Source organism: Peptostreptococcus russellii (genome assembly GCF_003012055.1).
Lineage (GTDB): Bacteria > Bacillota > Clostridia > Peptostreptococcales > Peptostreptococcaceae > Peptostreptococcus > Peptostreptococcus russellii.
Genome location: NZ_JYGE01000006.1, coordinates 194,167 through 215,274 on the forward strand (window position 1 = coordinate 194,167; position 21,108 = coordinate 215,274).

The window sequence follows — 21,108 nt, forward strand, 5'->3', positions numbered from 1 at the left end:
CATCTATAGAAAATATTATACTATAGAAAGCTTAATAAGAAGTATAGCTTTTTTTGAAAAAAACAAGATTTTACCAAGTCCTTTATGCTATAATATGAATAGAATGCCGTTTTTATATCAATTTATAAAATAAATTTAGATGCATATTTTATTGAGTAAATGTTTAAAAGTTATTATTTTAAATATAAATTACCAAGCAAAAAATAAGATTTAATGTGAAAAATAAAAAAACTATATGAGAAATAGATATTTTTAAAGATGGATATTTAGGCTGGCAAAATAAAAGAAAAACACATAGAAAATATAGTCTTTTATTATTGAAGATATGTTTTGTTGTGAATATAGAGCAATAACTTATTTATAAGTAAGATTAAAAAATTTTAGATGGGATGTTGGATATGAAAAAAAGTAAAGCTTTAACGATGACTGCTATTTTAATATCGGGATCTATTATGATGGGAAGTAAGATTTTTGCGGCAAACTCGCCTATAAAAATCAAGGAAAATACAGAGTGGACAATTAATTTTCTTAAAAGACAGCAAAAACAAAATTTAGATGATGTAGAGGCAGAAATAAATAAGGTAAACAAAGACACTGCCATTACAAACTTTAATATGGATTCTGCTAAAGGTAGATTTGAAGATGTTGTTTTTTTAGGGGATTCAATCACGGAATACTTAAAAGAAGGCAATATATTGGATGAAGCCAGTGTTTTGGCTATGAAAGGTGAACATATAAATCAAGCAAGTAAGCATTTGAAGGAAATAAAAAATCTAAAACCAAAACAAATAGTTATTTTATATGGTGCCAATGATATAAATGCTTATTCTCCAGAAAAATATAAAGAAGAATATATCAAGCTGGTAAAATCTATTAAAAAGGTAGATCCAGGTGTAAAGATTTATTTACAAGCACCTCTTCCAGTTAATGAAATCGTTGCTTCTAAGAAGGATATGAGAATAAATAATGATAATATAAAAATGTTTTCAGATAAAGTAAAGGAAGTAGCTAGTGTAACAGGAGTTAATTTCTTATCGTCTGATGGATTAGTTACATCAAGTGATTTATATGAGCAAGATGGAATACATTTCAAGTATGCTTTTTATAAAAACTGGTTATTTTTCTTAAGTGAAAATATTTAGGGAGGTGTGCTATTTGAATAATGAAGAGGACAAGAAAAAACCACCTGTAAACTATGAACATACTGCAAGGTTGAGAATAGTGAAAGATGTGAAAGAACAAAAAGATGGCAAGAAACCTAGAGTGAATGATTTGAAAGAAAAAAAATCTATTAAAGAGGACGCAAGTGTGACAGCGAGTAGAAAACCTATGAAGATGAGCAGCATATATAGGAAAAAATATACTCTTTTAGCAGTTATAGTATGTGCAGTATTTATATTAGCATATCAGTTTATAAAAGTTAAAGATGTTGATTTTGCTGCACTTAGGTCTAATATTTCAAAAAATATAGATACAAGTGAACTATATATTGGAAATGAACAGGACTTAAGAAAATTATATGGAATTAATCAAAATGAAATTGAAAACTATGTCTCATTCGCACCTAAGAGCAATATGGATGCCAATGAGATTTTAGTAGTAAAATGCAATTCAGAATACTCGGACATAGTGATGAAAAAAGTACAAGGAAGAGTAGATTCACAGTCTAACAGTTTTAAAAACTATGCCCCAGATCAATATAAAATAATTTCTTCTAGTGAGCTAAAGAAAAAGGGAGATTATATATATTTTGTATCGGCAAAGGATGTAAATGCTGTAGATAATATTATAAAAAAAAGTTATAAATAAGGGAAGGTGAGAGTTTTGAGTTTTACTAGTTTAACATTTTTATTCTTGTTCTTCCCGATAGCGATGATAATTTATACAGTAGTTCCGGGAAAAATAAAAAATAAAGTTCTTCTAGCTTTAAGTTTATTTTTCTATAGCTGGGGAGAACCGAGATATCTAATATTAATGATAGTATCAATCTTAGTAACGTGGTTTGGCGTTAGGATGATGTATGATATTAGAAAAAGACGTGAAGAAGCAAAGTTTTATATGGTTTGCTTGATTGTAGTCAATGTGGCTATACTAGCATTTTTTAAGTACTATGGATTCCTTATAGATAATTTCAATCTTATAACAAGAATGAATCTTAGAATAGTGGATTTACCGCTGCCATTTGGTATTTCATTTTATACCTTCAAGATAATTTCTTATATAGTAGATGTCTATACTGGAAGAACAAGGCCACAAGCAAGTTTATCAGACTTTGCACTATATATCAGTATATTCCCTCAAATTGGTGCAGGACCAATAGTTCAGTACAATGAGATGGAAAAAGAACTTCAAAATAGAAGATGTACAACTGATAAGTTTGGAAAGGGTCTTGAAAAATTTGTAATAGGTTTTGCTAAAAAAGTTTTGATTGCAAATAATCTGGCTTTGATATGGGCACAGGTAAAAGATATGCCTGGGCTGGAAATGTCAGCTGCAAGTGCTTGGATAGGAATAATCGCCTTTACTTTACAGATTTATTTTGACTTTAGTGGATACTCTGATATGGCAATAGGTCTAGGGTATATGCTTGGATTTAAGTGGGCAGAAAACTTTAATTATCCTTACATATCTAAGAGTGCGACGGAATTTTGGAGAAGATGGCATATATCTCTTGGAAATTGGTTTAAGACATATATCTACTTTCCATTAGGTGGAAATAGAGGAAGTAAGAGACAGCATATAAGGAATATATTCATAGTATGGATGGTTACTGGACTATGGCATGGTGCTAGCTGGAATTTTGTAATATGGGGTCTATATTTTGGAATTATTATATATTTAGAGAAAGTAAAGATACTAGGATTCCTTGAAAATAGAAACAGTAAGCTTCAAACGCTATACTGCTTGTTGATAGTAGTGTTGGGTTGGGTAATGTTTGATCTTCAAGGAATTTCACAGATTATGAAGTTCTATAGCAATATGTTTGTAGTTGGAGCAAGTGGAATAATAGATCCATCTGCTAAGTACTTATTTACTACTTCTTGGAAGATTATAGTAATAGCAATGATTGGTTCAACAACTCTTGTAAAGAGTGTAATAGATAATATAAAATCTAGGTTTGGAAAAGCTGGATACATAGCTATATCAATATTCTATTTTGTAATATTTATGTTAGCAGTATCTTCTTTGATAGGTGAGAGTTATAGTCCATTCCTATACTTTAATTTTTAGCTGGAGGTGATGCAGGATGAGTAAAAAAAGAAAAAGATATGTAGAACCTGAGATGCCTGACAGCCTTAAAAAGTTATTGGATTTGGATGTAGAACATGATCCAACGTATATTAGAACAACTAGCAAAAAGCCTGCAGGTAAAGGCAAAAGACCAAATAAAAATACTGGCTCTAAAAAAAAGCAAGGTTCAAAAAACCAGGGGCCTTCTTCTCCTAGAACAAAAAAGAAGCAGACTAGTGCTGCAAGACCGAAGTCTTCAAAAAGACCGAGTCAAGCAAGACCAAGTCAAGCAAGATCGAGTCAAGCAAGGCCAAGTCAAGCAAGACCGAGTCAAGCAAGACCAAGCTCTAGTAAACAAAAGCCGTACGCTTCTAGAGCAGAACAAACTCAAAGAATACAAAAAAATAAGATAGAAAATGCACAGAGAAAGCAGATAGCAAAGAAAAAAGTTCAAAAAAAGAAAAAACCAAGAAAAAGAGCTAATTTCTTGCAGATAATTGTATACTCTATCGTAATTTTCTTTAACTTTATATTTAGAGGTGGAGATAAGAAAAAATATATAAAAGAAGAGAGAAGAAGAGTATTAGATTATAAATTCTATAGAAACCTAACTATAGGAGCTATGTTGTTAGTAACCGTAATGACTATAGCAGTAATGGCAACTCCTAGTCAAAAACTTTCAGTGGCAGAGAACAGAGAGTTACAAATGAAACCAAAGTTTTCTATGGCGAAGTTTATCAATGGAAGTTATTCCAAAGATTATGCAAAGTACATGTCTGATCAGTTCCCTAAGAGAAGCAGTTTTATCAAAACAAAGGCTAAGATGGATATGATGTTTGGCAAGAAGGAAATAAATGGAGTTTATGTTTGTAAAGATGGATATCTGATGGAAGGCTTTAAAAAATCAGACAAAGAAACAACTAAAGAAAAAATGGATGCAATAAATAAATTTGTTAATGATAATTCAAAACTAAAAACAAGGATGATGATAGTTCCAAATAAAGTGGAGATTTATAATAATTTATTGCCTGCAAATGCTCCAGTAGATCCTCAAGCAGAATATTTAAAAGAGTTAAGCTCCATGGCTGATAATAAAATCAAATTTATAAACTTAATAGAAGATTTTAATAAAGTTAAAAATGCAGAACAACTTTACTTTAGGACGGATCACCACTGGACTAGTGATGGGGCATACAAAGCCTACTTGACTTATTGTAAAAATTCGGGAATGGATCCTGCTAGTGAAAGCACATTTACAAAAGCTTTAGCAAAGGATAAATTCTACGGAAGTCTGTATTATAAAAATGGTGCTCAGATAGGTTCTCCAGATAAGTTATATTTGTATATTCAAGAGGATAATAAGCCTTTAATAACAAAATACTTTGATACTAAGGCAAAGTTACCAACTCTTTATGATTATTCTAAGTTAGATGGAAGAGATCCATATGAGGTATTCACGGGAGGAAATCATACTCAGATTAAAATAAGAACTAATGTAAAAACTGATAAGAAACTATTAGTTATAAAAGATTCTTATGCAAATGCAATGTTACCTTTCTTGGTAAATAACTATTCTGAAATAAATGTTATAGATTTGAGGTATTACACAGGAACTGTAGAAGAGGTAATAAATAATAATGATATTACAGATGTATTGATACTTTATAATGTCAATACTTTCAATACTGATTCATCAATTTTGAGTATAAACAATAAGCCAAAAAGAAGTTAGTATGAAGTATAAAAATTTTAAGGAAAGATTATATTGTTTTAAAATTTGAAAATATTTATTGGATTAAAAAATTGATATTTAGATTAGAAAATGCGAGCTAACAGCTCGCATTTTTTATTTCTTAAAAATTTGGACGTTGAAATTGACTCTAAATATACTTACTCAGTTGCTTTGCTCAATGCCTGAAAAGATAGAGGTAGAAAAAGTATTAAAAGTAGGGAAAGTCTAAGAAATAGAGTAAAAAATTAACAGCAATAGAAAAAAAAATCTAGCAAAAAAGAAAAACATAAAGAGCATAATAATAGAAGATAAAACATATAATTGTAAAAGAGTCGAATAGTATAAAATAAAAAGGGCTCTATGAAATTAAGACAGTATAACTATGGAAATATGGTGCATACTGTCTTTTTATTTGTAATTATATGGTTTATAGAGAGATTTACAAAAATATTAAGTAAGCGATAATTGTAAAAACAGAAATAAAAAAAGCTAAATCAATAATCGCTTAATCGAAAAGTATAAAAATATATATGATTTATTTATTAAAAGACCTTGAAAAAATTGACTAGATATGATAAAATAATATACTGCTTATGCTGTGAAATAGTACTCGTTTTTGTTAATGACGTAGTATTATTTTGTTAGCGCATTTATTGCGATAAGCATTATTTTATTAGATAATTGCGATTTATAAAGTGGGCTCGTAGAGGTAAATTTCTTTTGCATTTAATTACTAGAGCGAGGTGGATTTATAAGCGTGGACTCATAAATTAACAAATGCAATAAAATTTAATTTAGTGAGGTGAAAATTGTGGTACCACATCCAGTGATGATTGGAAAAAGAGAAAGAATGAGCTTTTCCAAGATTAAGGAAATAGCTGACGTTCCAAATCTAATTGAGATTCAAGCAGACTCATATGATTGGTTCTTAAGAGAAGGCTTAAAAGAGGTATTTACAGACATATCACCAATAGAAGATTATACAGGAAATCTTATATTGGAGTTTGTGGATTATTCTCTAGATGAAAAGCCAAAGTACGATATTGAAGAGTGTAAGGAAAGAGACAGCACTTACTGCGCCCCTTTAAAGGTGAAGGTTAGACTTATAAATAAGGAAACTGGAGAAATAAAGGAACAGGAAGTATTTATGGGAGATTTCCCTCTAATGACAGACAGAGGTACTTTTATCATAAATGGTGCAGAAAGAGTTATCGTATCACAATTAGTTAGATCTCCAGGTGTTTATTACGCTGAAGAGAGAGATAAGACAGGTAGCAGATTAATTTCTTCTACTGTAATACCTAACAGAGGTGCTTGGTTAGAATATGAAACAGATTCTTCAGGCATTATATCAGTTAGAGTTGATAGAACTAGAAAGCAACCAGTAACAGTACTTCTAAGAGCTCTAGGAATAGGTACAGATATGGAAATATTAGACCTATTAGGTGATGACGAGAGATTAAGAGCCACATTAGAAAAGGATAATACGACTAATGTTGAAGAGGGACTTGTAGAAATTTATAAGAAATTAAGACCAGGTGAGCCTCCTACAGTAGAGAGTGCTTCATCACTTCTTAACTCATTATTCTTTGATCCAAAGAGATATGATTTAGCCAAAGTTGGTAGATATAAGTTCAATAAGAAACTAGCTCTTTGTTATAGAATAATGGATAAGGTAGCTTCAAGAGATATAGTAAATGAAGAAACTGGAGAAGTGTTTGTAAACGCTGGCGAAAAGATAGAGCTTGATGTAGCAAAGAAAATCCAAAACTCAGGTATTAATCAGGTTTGGGTAGCTGTTGAAAGCGAAAAGGAAATTAAGGTAATTGGAAATAATTTCGTAGATATTCAATCTCATGTAGACTTTGATATATCAGATTTAGAAATTAAAGAAGATGTTCATTATCCTACTTTAAAGGAAATACTAGAAAAGTATGATGATGAAAATGAAATTAAGGAAGTAATAAAGGCTAATATGAAGGCACTAGTACCAAAGCACATTCTGCTTGATGATATTATTGCGTCTATAAGCTATGAATTCGGTCTATTTTATATAATAGAAGGAAAATACAGAGTTGGTAATGTCGATGATATAGACCATTTAGGAAACAGAAGAATAAGATGTGTTGGAGAGCTTCTTCAGAATCAGGTTCGTATAGGTTTCTCTAGAATGGAAAGAGTTATAAAGGAAAGAATGACAGTTCAAGATATGGAAACTATCACTCCTCAGGCTCTTGTAAATATCAGACCAGTATCTGCGGCAATAAAGGAATTCTTTGGTAGTTCTCAGTTGTCACAGTTCATGGACCAGACAAATCCACTATCAGAGCTAACTCATAAGAGAAGATTATCAGCTCTAGGACCAGGTGGACTTTCAAGAGAAAGAGCAGGGTTCGAAGTTCGTGACGTTCACCATTCACACTATGGTAGAATATGTCCAATAGAGACTCCAGAAGGACCAAATATCGGTCTTATAAACTCTCTTTCAACTTATGCAAAGATAAATGAGTATGGATTTATTGAATCTCCATACAGAAGATATGACAAGGAAAATAAGGTTGTTACAGATGAAATACATTACTTAACAGCTGATGAGGAAGATTTATATGTAAGAGCTCAGGCCAATGAGCCTCTAGATGATGATGGACACTTCGTAAATAACAGAGTAATCTGTAGAACTGTACATGGTGCAGTTGAATTGGTTCCAGAAGATAGAGTTGACTACATGGATATATCTCCTAAGCAGGTTGTTTCTGTTGCGACAGCTATGATTCCTTTCTTGGAAAACGACGATGCCAATAGAGCGCTTATGGGATCAAACATGCAGCGTCAGGCAGTTCCACTAGTAAGAAGAGAAGCTCCTATTATCGGTACAGGTATCGAGTATAGAGCAGCAAAAGACTCTGGTGCAGTGGTTGTAGCTAAAAATAGCGGTATTGTAGATAGAGTATCTGCTGATGAAATACTTATAAAGAAAGAAAACGGAGATAAGGATAAGTATAAGTTACTTAAGTTTAAGAGATCAAACTCTGGTACTTGTGTAAACCAGACTCCAATAGTAAGCAAGGGTGAAGTAGTAGAAGCAGGAGACGTTATAGCAGACGGTCCAGCTACTGATCTTGGAGAAATAGCACTTGGTAGAAACTGCTTGATAGCATTTATGACTTGGGAAGGTTATAACTACGAGGATGCCGTTTTAATAAATGAAAAATTAGTTAAAGAAGATAGATTATCTACTATTCATATAGAAGAATATGAATGTGAAGCTAGAGATACAAAGTTAGGACCTGAAGAAATAACTAGAGATATACCAAATGTAGGTGAAAATGCAATCAAGAACCTAGATGATAGAGGTATAATAAGAATAGGTGCTGAAGTAAACTCAGGCGACATACTAGTAGGTAAGGTTACACCAAAGGGTGAAACTGAACTGACTCCAGAAGAAAGACTTCTAAGAGCTATCTTTGGAGAAAAGGCAAGAGAAGTAAGAGATACTTCACTTAAGGTTCCACACGGTGAATCAGGAATTATAGTTGATATTAAGATATTTACAAGAGAAAATGGAGATGATTTGTCACCAGGTGTAAATGAACTTGTTAGATGCTATATTGCTAAGAAGAGAAAGATAAAAGTCGGCGATAAGATGGCCGGACGTCATGGTAATAAGGGTGTTATCTCTAGAGTATTACCAGAAGAAGATATGCCATACATGGAAGATGGTACTCCAATGGATATAGTACTTAATCCACAGGGTATACCTTCTCGTATGAACATCGGTCAGGTACTAGAGGTTCATCTAGGACTAGCAGCTAAAAAGCTTGGATGGCATGTTGCTACTTCAGTATTTGATGGAGCGAATGAGTATGATATTATGGACGCTCTTGAAGAAGCAGGATATCCAAGAAATGGTAAGCTAGAACTATTTGATGGACGTACTGGTGATGCATTTGAAAACAATATAACAGTAGGTTATATGTACTATCTAAAGCTACATCACTTGGTTGATGATAAGCTACATGCAAGAAGTACAGGACCATACTCACTAGTAACTCAGCAGCCACTAGGTGGTAAGGCACAGTTTGGTGGACAGAGATTTGGAGAGATGGAAGTTTGGGCACTAGAGGCTTATGGTGCATCTCATATACTTCAGGAAATATTGACAGTAAAATCGGATGACGTTAAGGGTAGAGTAGAAACTTACGAAGCAATAGTTAAGGGCGAAAACATACCAGAGCCAGGTATGCCAGAATCATTCAGAGTATTGATGAAGGAGCTTCAGTCATTATGCCTAGATGTAAATGCTTTAGATGCTGAAGGAAGTCCAATTGATATAAAGGAATCTGTTGACGAAGAAAACCATGATGATTTCAAAATAGAAAGCATTGTTCCAGATGATATAGAAGATACTCATGTAATTGAAGAAGTAGAAGAAGAAAAAGATGAGTATGAAGAAGAGGAAGAATTTGATGAAAACTTTGTCGATGAAGATGAAGATGAAGAATCAGATTTTGATGAAGAAGACTTTGAAGAAGAAGAGTAATATTGCGTGAAATAAATTCGCAAAGCAGCTAATTAGGGTAGAGGGACTTGTCATTAGGTTCTCATATCGGGAACCTAAGGGACAGTTGATTATATATAAGTATCGAAAAGAAGGGAGAGAACTCCTTGTTTGAATTAAACAATTTTGAGTCGATAAAGATAGGTTTAGCTTCTCCAGAGAAGATAAGACAATGGTCTAGAGGAGAAGTAAAAAAGCCAGAAACAATTAATTATAGAACACTAAAGCCAGAGAAGGACGGATTATTCTGTGAAAGAATATTTGGACCTACTAAGGACTGGGAGTGTCATTGTGGAAAGTATAGACGTGTAAGATATAAAGGTGTAGTTTGCGACAGATGTGGTGTCGAAGTAACTAAAGCCAAGGTAAGAAGAGAAAGAATGGGTCATATAGAACTAGCAGCTCCTATGTCACATATCTGGTACTTTAAGGGAATTCCATCAAGAATGGGTCTTTTATTAGATATGTCTCCAAGATCTCTTGAAAAAGTATTATATTTTGCTTCATATGTAGTAGTTGATCAGGGTGATACTGGTCTAGCATATAAGCAAGTTCTTACAGAAAGAGAATACAGAAATGCTATTGAAAAATATGGATATGGTAATTTTGAAGTTGGAATGGGTGCAGAAGCAGTAAGAAGATTACTTGAAAATATTGATCTAGATGCTCAGTCACTAGAACTTAGAGAAGCTCTAAGAGATGCTACTGGTCAGAAGAGAGTAAGAACTATTAGAAGACTAGAAGTTGTAGAAGCCTTCAAAAAATCTGGAAATAAGCCTTCTTGGATGATTTTAGAAGCTATCCCAGTTATACCACCAGATTTAAGACCGATGGTTCAGCTAGATGGTGGTAGATTTGCTACGTCAGATCTAAATGACTTGTACAGAAGAGTTATAAATAGAAATAATAGATTGAAGAGACTTCTAGAATTAGGGGCTCCAGAAATCATAGTAAGAAATGAAAAAAGAATGCTTCAAGAAGCAGTTGATGCTCTAATAGATAATGGTAGAAGAGGTAGACCAGTAACTGGTCCTGGTAATAGACCACTTAAGTCTTTATCAGATATGCTAAAGGGTAAGCAGGGACGTTTCAGACAGAACTTGCTTGGTAAGAGAGTTGACTATTCTGGTCGTTCTGTTATCGTAGTTGGCCCAGAGCTTAAATTCTATCAGTGTGGTCTTCCAAAGAAGATGGCACTAGAACTATTCAAGCCATTTGTAATGGATAAGCTAGTAAGTCAAGGATTTGCACACAATATTAAGAGTGCAAAGACTATTGTTGAGAAGGTAAAGCCAGAAGTTTGGGATGTATTGGAAGAAGTAATCAAGAGTCATCCAGTTCTTCTTAATCGTGCACCGACTCTACATAGACTAGGTATACAGGCATTTGAACCAGTACTAGTGGAAGGTAAGGCTATCAAGCTTCATCCACTTGTTTGTACAGCATATAATGCCGACTTTGATGGTGACCAGATGGCTGTCCATGTTCCACTATCAGTAGAAGCACAGGCTGAAGCAAGATACTTAATGCTATCAGTAAACAATATACTTGCACCTAAGGATGGTTCTCCAATTACTACTCCTTCACAGGATATGGTTCTTGGATCATACTACTTGACTATAGAAGCACAGGAAGGTGCTAAGGGTACAGGTACAGTATTTAAGGATTATAATGAACTTACTCTAGCATATTACAACAGAAAAGTTGAACTTCATGCTTTAGTAAAGATGAAAGTAACTCTTGAAGATGGAAGACATTCTCTAGTTGAAAGTACTGTAGGTAGATTCATATTTAATGAAGGTATACCTCAGGATTTAGGATTTGTAGATAGGGAAGAAGATCCATTTGGATTAGAAGCTGACTTCCTAGCTGACAAAAAGTCACTTGGAAAGATAATAGATAAGTGTTTTAGAAAACACGGAAATACTAAGACAGCAGAATTACTTGACTATATAAAGTCTATAGGATATAGATATTCTACAGTAGGCGGTATTACAGTTGCAGTATCTGATATGGATATACCAGAAGCTAAGTATGAATACCTAAAAGAAGCTGAAGGATTAGTAGATAAGTATGAAAAGGCATATAGAAGAGGTCTTATATCTGATGAAGAAAGATATGAAAAAGTTATAGAAACTTGGACAGAAACTACTGAAAAGGTAACAGATGCTCTAATGGAAGGCCTTGATAGAATGAATAATATTTATATAATGGCCCATTCAGGAGCCAGAGGTTCAAAAAACCAGATAAGACAGCTTGCAGGTATGCGTGGTCTGATGGCCAATGCATCTGGACAGACTGTGGAAATTCCGGTTAAATCAAACTTCCGTGAAGGTCTATCAGTAATGGAATACTTTACATCTTCACATGGTGCCAGAAAGGGACTAGCAGATACAGCCCTACGTACAGCCGATTCAGGTTACTTGACTAGAAGACTAGTTGATGTCAGCCAGGACGTTATTGTAAGGGATATAGACTGTGGAACTACAGAGACTACAGAAATATTTGCGATCAAGGATGGAAATGAAGTAATAGAAGAAATAGAAGATAGAATCATAGGTAGATATACAATAGATCCTATTGTTGATCCTAATACAGGTGAAGAAATAGTAGGAGCTGATCAGATGATTCTTGAAGCTGATGCAGACAAGATTGTTGCAGCAGGTATAGAAACTATTTATATCAGAACAGTTCTTAATTGTAAGACTGAACATGGTGTTTGTGCTAAGTGTTACGGAAGAAACCTTGCTACTGGTAAGTCAGTAAATATAGGTGAATCTGTAGGTATAATAGCCGCTCAGTCAATCGGTGAGCCGGGTACTCAGCTTACAATGCGTACATTCCATACAGGTGGAGTTGCGGGTGGAGATATCACACAGGGTCTTCCAAGAGTTGAGGAGCTTTTCGAAGCTCGTAAGCCAAAGGGTCTTGCAGTGATAACTGAGATTGAAGGTCACGTTGAACTTGACGAGACTGGAAAGAGAAAAGAAGTTATTATAACTCCTAGTGAAGGTGAATCTGAAGCTTATCAGATACCTTATGGATCAAGACTTAGAGTTAAAAATGGTGCATTTGTAAGAGCAGGTGAACCATTGACTCAGGGTTCTATAAACCCTCATGATATTGTAAGAGTAAATGGTATAGGCGGAGTTCAGGACTATATAGTTAAGGAAGTACAGAGAGTCTACAGATTACAGGGTGTTGATATCAATGATAAGCACATCGAGGTAATAGTAAGACAGATGCTTTCTAAGGTAAAGGTTGAGGATCCAGGAGATACAGACCTAATACCAGGTGGATATGAAGACGTTCTTAACTACAATAAGTGCAATGAAGAAGTGATTTCAAAGGGACTTAGACCAGCAGTTGCTAAGAGAGTTCTTCTTGGTATCACAAAGGCATCTCTTGCCACTGATTCATTCTTATCAGCAGCATCATTCCAGGAGACTACTAGAGTCTTAACTGATGCAGCTATAAAGGGTAAAGAAGACCACTTAATAGGACTAAAAGAAAATGTAATACTTGGTAAGCTGATACCAGCAGGTACAGGTATGAGAAAATATAGAAATATAGCTATAGAAAAAGAAGGCATAGAAGAATAATTTGCCAATTTAAAATGGTTGATAAGGGACTCCTTATCAACCATTTTTTTATTATATATGATAGATTTACAATATGTAGGTTTAATTAAAGCAAAAATAAAAAAATACAAAATAAAAAAGTGACAAAATTTTATGCTAAAAGTATTTGTCACTTTTTAATAAATATATATGGTTTTAATTAAATATTGTATTAATTTTCAGCAGCAACCTCTCCACTAATAGCTTCCTTATTTTCACTAGTTTCAGTTTTCTTAGCTAGAGTTCTCTTAAGTAGTATTGGTGTAAATATAGTAGTTACCACAACCATTAGAATAATTGGTGAGAACATATCTGCATCAATTAATCCAAGTTTGTATCCCTTCTGTGCAACAATTAGTGCAACCTCTCCTCTAGATACCATACCGATACCTATGTTTAGAGATTCATGTCTATCAAACTTGCAAAGCCTTGCACCTAATCCAGCTCCTAACACTTTGGTTAGTATCGCTACTACTATTAAAATCGCAGCAAATATTGCCATTTCACTGGTAAAGCTATCAAATTTTGTTTTAAGTCCTATGCTCGCAAAGAATATTGGCGCGAAGAACAAATACGAAAGTATATTCACCTTTTTGACAATATAGTTTCGTATACTAAATCTACTGAATATCATACCCATTAAATATGCACCTGTTATATCTGCAATTCCAACATATACTTCTGAAATATATGCAACAATTAAGACAGCTGCAAAAACATAGATGGTAATTCTTCTTCTATCCGTTTTTACATCTAAGAACCTTGCTCCAAAGACCGTTACTATACCTAAAATAGCCATACAAACAAAGTAAAGAGCAATCTTTATAAGTACTGATGAAATACTTATATTTGTATCTCTAAAGCTAGTAATAACTGTTAAGATAATAATACCTATAACATCATCAATAATAGCTGCTCCCAAGATTGCATTACCGATTCTGCTATTTGCATAACCAAGCTCCCTGAGCGCTTCTATCGTTATACTTACTGACGTAGCTGTTAATACTACTCCAACAAATAAAGCCTTTAAAAGATCATGTTCAACTCCTGGATTTATTTGGAAATACCACATGTATGATAAAAATCCTCCTAATAGAGGTATTAGCACACCAAAGAGAGCAATCACAAGATAGGAAGCACCCTTTCTTTTGATTTCCCCTAGATCTGTATCTAGTCCAGCCATAAACATTAAAATAATAACACCTATCTGAGCTACTTCATCCAAGAATGTAGTATTGCTCACGATATTAAGCATAGATGGTCCTATTATTACCCCTGCAATAAGTGCTCCTACCACTTGTGGTAAGTTGATTTTTTCAGTGAGTTCACCTAAAATCTTTGTAGACAAGAGAATAATAGCAATACTTAATAAATAGCTATAATCTAACATATCAACCTTCCTCCTATAAACTTTTATTAATCTCTTAATTAAAACTAACTTCCCCTACAATATTTCTTAATTCAAATTTAGAGATTATTTCCTATTACAAACAATAATTATACCATAGAAAAAACGCTTTGTCATATAATATAATAATTTATTTTCGAACTTTTTAATAATAATTTATTTAAAACGTGAAAAAATAAATAAGTATATATCTGGGATATAGAGAAAATAATAGGAAAATCAGGAAATTAGTGAGATTATTAAGAAAAATAGACTTAAATCTAATATTCTGAAATATAACGGCTATTTAATCAAACTTAATAATATATAATAGGAAGTTCTATAAATTATAGATTATAGAAAAAAATTATGTTTTTTAAAAAAATACATAAAAATATTATATAAATATTATAAAAAGTATAGAAAAAGATAATATAAAATATTTCAAAATACAAAAAAATATATAATTTAGATTTAAAATTAAAAAGACAAAAAAATAACTAAAAAAATAAAAAGGAAAAAAATACAGAGATTAATATAAACGATAATTTTAAAAAAGGTTGAAAAAAGGTTAAAAAACGACTTTATTAATAAAAAAAACGACTTATATATATTGAAAAAAGGAGTAAAAATTACTATATTTTTCATCAAATAAAAGTGTTATATTAAAAGTTAAATCAATGGTAGTAAATATATAGATACAGACATATAATGTATAGGATAATCAATTTTTTATTGTTACTTAAATACAAAGGTATTGATGAAGGTTCATACAAGTAATTATAGAATAGCAGGATTTTCTGAAGAAATGACTCTAGATAGATATTGTAGAAAGTAGAAATTAACTATTTTTCATGCTAGATAATGTAAACAATCTATCTAGATGTACAATTAAAAATTTTAAAATACTTGATATTTTTAATAGAGGTCTATAATGTGGATTTAAAGCCTAGATTATGATATGATATAAAATAGTTGTATAGTGTAGATTTATACAGTATATAGATTTTAGAACTAGACTACTAATGAATCTAGAACTATAAAATTTTGCAATTGTATATAAAATATTGATTCTTTCTTATCTCTAGCTATTACAGTAGGAATGAGTTTTATTGAAAATTTTAAGGTTTTTAAAAAGCTTATTGATAAAGTATAGGAAATATTTTCTAGAGCTTATAAAACTTTTTAAAGGGGTGATAGAAGCTAAGAAATCAATTTTTTATATAGAGTAATTACAATGGTCTTTCATATAATTACTAGAATTGCATAGAAGATAATATTATATTACTAAAGTTTAATAGGAGGCTTTTATGATTGTATTTAAATATTTTGAGGAAGAACATTATGATATTCTTTTAGAGATGATGCTTGATTTTTATTCTTCAGATGCGGTAGATCATCCAATAGAAAAAGAGATTGTGGTAAGACTTTTAGAAGATATACTTTCAGGAGAACATCCAATCAAGGGTATTGAGGCTTATTACAACGATAAGCTAGTAGGATTTGGAGTTGTGACAACATACTATACTTCAGAGGTTGCAGGCACAACTGTTCAGCTTGAAGACTTATTTATACAGGAAGAGTATAGAAGTAGAGGAATTGCAAAGGAATACTTTAAGCATGTAATGGAAAGTCATCCAGAAGCTGTAAGATTTAGATTAGAAGTATCACCAAGTAATGTCAAGGCAATCAAACTTTACGATGCAATGGGCTTTAGAAGATTAGATTATAATCAGATGATACTGAATAGATATACTCTTCTTACTGACCAAACAGAAGAAAAATAAAAAATAATATAAGCCTTTATAAGATTTGAAAGGCTTTAAAATGAAAAATATATAAATACAAAAGAGGCTCTTGCACAAAATATGTAAAGCCTCTTTTTATATTAAAAAATCTTATTTAGATATATTCAGTTTTATTTATCTTAGAATCCGTAATCGTATTCCTTGCTTCCGTCTATTGCATTTACAACATTTTTATATCCTTCTTTTGTAAGCATCTGAGCTACTTCAGAAGATTTATTTCCTGTGTAGCAGAATACATAGATTGTAGATTCCTTATCTTCTGGAAGTTTATCCTTATTGCTTTCAAAATCATCAGGCATAATATTTATAGCCTTATCAAAAGTACCCTTCTTGAAGTCCTCTGCCTTTCTAGCATCTATTACTAACTTAGCTTTTCCATCTTTTATATCCTTATCAAAGTCTGGTCCAAGCTTGCTTTCATAAGTAACTAGATCATACTTAAAGTCTTTAACTCCATCAGCATTGTATACCTTAGTGAATCCATTCTTTACTAAGATATCAGCAACCTGTCCGCTCTTCTTACCTGAGTTACAGTATAAAACAACATCTTTGTCCTTGAAGCTATCTATCTTAGACATTTCTTTTTCAAAAGTGTCTATAGGCATATTGATAGCAAACTTGATATGTCCTTCATTGTATTCTTCTGATGATCTAACATCGATTACAAGATAGTTTTCTTTTTCCTTCTTGTCAGCTTCGATCTTAGCTAGTTCATCACCCTTCATTGCCTGAACTTCTGCAGTCTTAGTTTCAGACTGTTCTGTTTTAGCTGTGTCCTTAGCTTCTTCGTTTTGTCCACACGCTGATAAACCGATTGATGAAGCAATCAGTAGGGCCATAAAAGCATATTTTGTTTTTTTAAGTTTCACGTGGAATACCTCCTAAAATAATATTATTCTATTCTTAATTATACATTAAATATTTGTAAATTTAAATATTTAAACTTGCTATTGAAAAAAAGAATTATACATAACTTTTAAATAGATAAAAACTATATAAAAGATCTTGATTATTAAATAAAGGTATATTTTTCAAATAGTTAAGCTTTTAAAATAATTAAATATTTAGAATTTTATGTCAAAAACTTGTAATTTCAATTAAAAAAGAGTTATAATTATATAATAGACTAAAAGTATATTTATTCTTTGTTCATTCATTAAAAAGAAATAGTTCACTTAGAAATAAATTTAAATATTTATAATAGGAGGGATAAAAATGACTGAAAATATGGTGATGGCTACTTTTGAAAATTTGGATAGTGCAAAAAAAATGTATAAGAGATTGAAGAGAGCAAATAGTGATTCGAATGTGAATTATCAAGTGCTCCAAGTTGTGCTAGTGAAAAATGAAGATGGAAAAATAAGCATTTTGGATCAACATATGGAGATGTTTAACGAGCTAGGTAAGACTATGATCGGTGGTGTAGTTGGTGTAGTTCTTGGCGTATTGATAGGACCTCTGGCGGGCTTTGTACTTGCGGGATTGGGAGCTATGATAGGTTCAGGATTTGATATTAGTGAACAAAGTGAGTCTGAAGATATGTTATATCAGATGTATTCTAGGATATACAATGGAGATATAGCAATACTTGCTATAGTTCAAGAGGAAGATGAAATGGAATTAAATAGTTCAATAGGACACGACGCAATAAATATTTATAGATGGGATGCAGCAGAGATAAGAGAAGAAGCTGAACATGCTACAGATGTGAGAGATAATCTTTTGAGAGAAGCAAAAAGGCAGATGAAGGAAGAAAAGAGCCAATCTCGTAAGAAAAAAATTGTAGAGTATAAGGAAAGTATTCAAGAACAGTTTTCTGAAATTACTGATGATGACAAAGATGATAAAAAATAGTTTTTTATGTTAGCTTAATTAAAATTCTTTATACAAATAGTTATATATTGATATTTAGAATAAACTACTATTTAAATTATAAAAATAAACAAAAATATTTCAGTTAAAGCAATATTTATGATTATTATCATTTAAGAAAGTGTGAGGAATTTGAATAATATTATTGATTATATTGATTGGAGAGGCGATTTAACATTTAAACAATCTGGATTTAATGAGGTAGATAATATGATATTTTCACAAATATCATACTTAAATCTGGGTGTTATAAAGGGTGAAATGAGCATTGAAGAGCTAGGTCAAAGGTACGAAAAAGAAATAAAAAACAGAAATATCACACAGTCATCCTATATCACAAGCCTTATAACAAGAATAGAAAAAATGTTTATGAAGGCATATAAAAGTAATAGATTTAAGGATGTATTAGTTTCTGATTTTGTAAATAAATTTGATGAGATAAATGAAAGTCAATTTTCAGCTATGACATTTATAATAGATGAAGATACAATATATGTTGCTTTTAGGGGAACAGATGATACTATAGTAGGCTTTAAAGAAAATTTAAATATGTCCTTTTCTGCACCTGTTCCTGGTCAGATAGATTCTGTTTCTTATCTAAGGGGTATTTTGAATAAATATGATAAGAAAAATATAATAGTTGGAGGTCATTCTAAGGGTGGCAACTTTGCAGTATTTGCTGTGAGTGGGCTTACTCAGGAAGAAAGGGATAGAATATCTATAGTTTACAATAATGACGGCCCTGGATTTACTGAAAAAATATTAAACTCTTATGGCTATAAAGACACGGTTAAAAAAGTAAAGAAATACCTTCCAAAAGACTCCTTCGTGGGGATACTTATGGATGATGAAGAAGAATATATTGTTGTAAATGCAAGTGGAGCATCAGGTATTTTACAGCATGATGGTCTGAACTGGGAGGTAAGGGGAAGTGAATTTGTAAAAAGAAAAAGTATCACTGAAAAGAGTCAATTTGTAGATAAAACAGTAAAATATTGGCTTGAAGGTCTAAATAAAGAACAAAGAGAAGCATTTGTTGATGAGCTGTACAGAATAGTAAAAAAATCTACTAACGCAAATTGCCTAAATGATATTTCTGAAAATAGATTGAGTGCTACTTACAATTTTATTAGAAAAATGACAAATATGGATAATGAAAAGAAGGATATGATGCAAGATACAGTAATGAGACTAATACACAGTGGATCTGAGGTGAAGAAAGAGAAAAAGGAAAGAAAAAAAGTTAAAAGGATATTTTTGAGTAAAAGTAAATTATAAGATAAAAGATAGTTTTATAGAGAAAATATAAACGAGGATAAAAAGAATTAATTTAAAAACTTCTTTCAAAGTAATATAGAAAGGAGTTTTTTCTTGTGTTGAAAATAAATTATAATAAAATATTTAGAAATATTATTAAGAAAAAGAGTTTAAAAATTTACAAAATAAAGAAATAAAGAAAAATTAAATATATTTAAAAAATACTATTGTGTGAATTTGTTTTTAATGATACAATACATACAATAGTTTCAATTGTCGGAAATGAAAGACAATTGAGGTGACCACCTTTTTAGGCGGAATTTTAGAGTGAAGGAGGATTTAATTTGAAATCAATACAAATAGGAATCATTGGATTCGGAACAGTAGGTTCTGGAACGACGCAGATTTTGATGGACAATAAGGAGATTATTGAAAAGAAAATAGCTACACCTATATCCATTAAGACAATATGCGTAAAAAACTTGGAGAAAAAGCGTACCACGAAGATAGGCTCCAGTACGCTAACCAACAAAACAGAAGACATACTTCAGGATCCAGAGATAGATATTGTGGTTGAAGTAATGGGTGGAATAGATAAATCCAAGGAAATCATCGAAGCCGCTTTTAAAAAGGGAAAACATGTAGTCTCGGCAAATAAAGATTTGATAGCCCTCTATGGTAAGGAGCTAACAGAACTCGCCAGAAAAAATAAGTGTCATTTCTTTTACGAAGCAGCGGTCGCTGGTGGAATTCCAATTCTACGGTCATTACAATTTTCATTAACAGGAAACAATATTCAAAAGATAGGCGGAATTATCAACGGTTCAACAAATTACATTCTAACTAGAATGCAAGTCGAAAAATTATCACTGGAAACAATCATTGAAGATGCAAAATCATTAGGTTACTTAGAGACAGATCCAAGCGCAGATTTAGATGGCTTAGATGCGGCTAGAAAATGTGCAATACTTGCAAGTATTGGATTCAATAGTCTTGTAACATCAAATCAAGTATATACATCAGGTATCAAAAATTTATCATTAGAAGATATAGAGTACGCAGAAGCGTTAGGTTATAGAATTAAATTATTGGCAGTTGCCGAAAATACAGAAGATGGGATAGTTGCCAGAGTGCACCCAGCTTTAATTCCGATTGAACATCCATTGGCTTCCGTTCAATATGAATTCAATGCTGTATATGTAATTGGCGATATGGTAGGTGAGACAATGTTTTATGGAAAAGGAGCAGGTTCTCTACCAACAGGTTCAGCTGTTGTCAACGATATTATTTCAATCAGTAAAAATATTATTGATGATTCAAAAGCAGAGTATGCATATAATTTATTTGATGATAAAGAAATTATAGCCATTGAAAGGCAGTATTTCCAGTATTATGTAAGATTAAAAGTTGAGGCAAATAAAAATTCAGTATCAAATATTATAAGGACTCTTGAATACTACAACATTCCTATTTATTCAATCAATCAATGGCATAAAGAGGAAGATGAAAATAAGTATGATGAGTATATAATTATTACAAATAAAAGTAGAGAGCTTGATTTCTCAAGGGCTCTAGAAGAAATAGAGGCACTGCCAAATATTATAGACAAGGCAAGTGCAATAAGAATAGAAAGAGGGTTGTAA

Annotated in this window: 13 protein-coding genes; 11 read left to right on the forward strand and 2 right to left on the reverse strand. The window is 32.0% G+C overall.

Features of this window, described 5'->3' with window-relative positions:
* Positions 1–398 precede the first annotated feature (398 nt).
* The 6 genes from UF10_RS07685 (at position 399) to rpoC (ending at position 13,123) form a co-directional block, all read left to right on the forward strand.
* Entirely contained in the window at positions 399–1,142 is a 744-nt protein-coding gene (locus UF10_RS07685; RefSeq protein ID WP_106777213.1) for a GDSL-type esterase/lipase family protein, read from the forward strand.
* 4 nt (positions 1,143–1,146) lie between these two features.
* Positions 1,147–1,809, forward strand: a complete 663-nt coding sequence (locus UF10_RS07690) for a DUF4358 domain-containing protein (RefSeq protein WP_242969077.1) — start codon at positions 1,147–1,149, stop codon at positions 1,807–1,809.
* Between the two features lie 6 nt (positions 1,810–1,815).
* The gene (locus tag UF10_RS07695) at positions 1,816–3,231 is read left to right on the forward strand and encodes an MBOAT family O-acyltransferase (protein WP_278309095.1); all 1,416 of its coding nucleotides are present in this window, start codon (positions 1,816–1,818) and stop codon (positions 3,229–3,231) included.
* Between the two features lie 16 nt (positions 3,232–3,247).
* Positions 3,248–4,963 (forward strand): DHHW family protein, encoded by a 1,716-nt coding sequence (locus UF10_RS07700; RefSeq protein WP_106777216.1) that lies wholly within the window; start codon positions 3,248–3,250, stop codon positions 4,961–4,963.
* Positions 4,964–5,792: 829 nt separating this feature from the next.
* Positions 5,793–9,503: a DNA-directed RNA polymerase subunit beta gene (gene rpoB, locus UF10_RS07705; RefSeq protein ID WP_106777262.1), complete on the forward strand. Its 3,711-nt coding sequence runs from the start codon at positions 5,793–5,795 to the stop codon at positions 9,501–9,503.
* 125 nt (positions 9,504–9,628) lie between these two features.
* Complete coding sequence (rpoC, locus tag UF10_RS07710; protein WP_106777217.1) at positions 9,629–13,123, forward strand: DNA-directed RNA polymerase subunit beta'; 3,495 nt, start codon at positions 9,629–9,631, stop codon at positions 13,121–13,123.
* Between the two features lie 190 nt (positions 13,124–13,313).
* On the opposite strand, the gene UF10_RS07715 is transcribed toward rpoC, so the two are convergent.
* Complete coding sequence (locus UF10_RS07715; RefSeq protein ID WP_106777218.1) at positions 13,314–14,531, reverse strand: cation:proton antiporter; 1,218 nt, start codon at positions 14,529–14,531, stop codon at positions 13,314–13,316.
* A gap of 724 nt (positions 14,532–15,255) precedes the next feature.
* Here UF10_RS07715 and UF10_RS09550 point away from each other — a divergent pair.
* The gene (locus UF10_RS09550; RefSeq protein WP_408633962.1) at positions 15,256–15,366 is read left to right on the forward strand and encodes a hypothetical protein; all 111 of its coding nucleotides are present in this window, start codon (positions 15,256–15,258) and stop codon (positions 15,364–15,366) included.
* A gap of 472 nt (positions 15,367–15,838) precedes the next feature.
* Complete coding sequence (locus tag UF10_RS07720) at positions 15,839–16,315, forward strand: GNAT family N-acetyltransferase (RefSeq protein ID WP_106777219.1); 477 nt, start codon at positions 15,839–15,841, stop codon at positions 16,313–16,315.
* Between the two features lie 140 nt (positions 16,316–16,455).
* Here UF10_RS07720 and UF10_RS07725 read toward each other — a convergent pair whose 3' ends face one another.
* The gene (locus UF10_RS07725) at positions 16,456–17,205 is read right to left on the reverse strand and encodes a rhodanese-like domain-containing protein (protein WP_106777220.1); all 750 of its coding nucleotides are present in this window, start codon (positions 17,203–17,205) and stop codon (positions 16,456–16,458) included.
* A 346-nt stretch (positions 17,206–17,551) separates the two neighbouring features.
* Between UF10_RS07725 and UF10_RS07730 the strand changes: the two genes are divergently transcribed.
* From UF10_RS07730 to UF10_RS07740, 3 genes are all read left to right on the forward strand, one after another.
* Entirely contained in the window at positions 17,552–18,190 is a 639-nt protein-coding gene (locus UF10_RS07730; RefSeq protein WP_106777221.1) for a hypothetical protein, read from the forward strand.
* Between the two features lie 150 nt (positions 18,191–18,340).
* Positions 18,341–19,486 (forward strand): Mbeg1-like protein, encoded by a 1,146-nt coding sequence (locus tag UF10_RS07735; protein WP_106777222.1) that lies wholly within the window; start codon positions 18,341–18,343, stop codon positions 19,484–19,486.
* Positions 19,487–19,809: 323 nt separating this feature from the next.
* Positions 19,810–21,108 carry a homoserine dehydrogenase gene (locus UF10_RS07740; RefSeq protein ID WP_106777223.1) on the forward strand — a complete coding sequence of 433 codons (1,299 nt, stop codon included), beginning with the start codon at positions 19,810–19,812 and terminating at the stop codon, positions 21,106–21,108.

What these genes read in the sequence shown, in the direction of transcription:
- UF10_RS07685 (WP_106777213.1), top strand. Translation starts at nt 399, where the DNA reads ATGAAAAAAAGTAAAGCTTTAACGATGACTGCTATTTTAATATCGGGA.
- UF10_RS07700 (WP_106777216.1), top strand. Translation starts at nt 3,248, where the DNA reads ATGAGTAAAAAAAGAAAAAGATATGTAGAACCTGAGATGCCTGACAGC.
- rpoB (WP_106777262.1), top strand. Translation starts at nt 5,793, where the DNA reads ATGATTGGAAAAAGAGAAAGAATGAGCTTTTCCAAGATTAAGGAAATA.
- UF10_RS07715 (WP_106777218.1), bottom strand. Translation starts at nt 14,531, where the DNA reads ATGTTAGATTATAGCTATTTATTAAGTATTGCTATTATTCTCTTGTCT.
- UF10_RS07720 (WP_106777219.1), top strand. Translation starts at nt 15,839, where the DNA reads ATGATTGTATTTAAATATTTTGAGGAAGAACATTATGATATTCTTTTA.
- UF10_RS07730 (WP_106777221.1), top strand. Translation starts at nt 17,552, where the DNA reads ATGACTGAAAATATGGTGATGGCTACTTTTGAAAATTTGGATAGTGCA.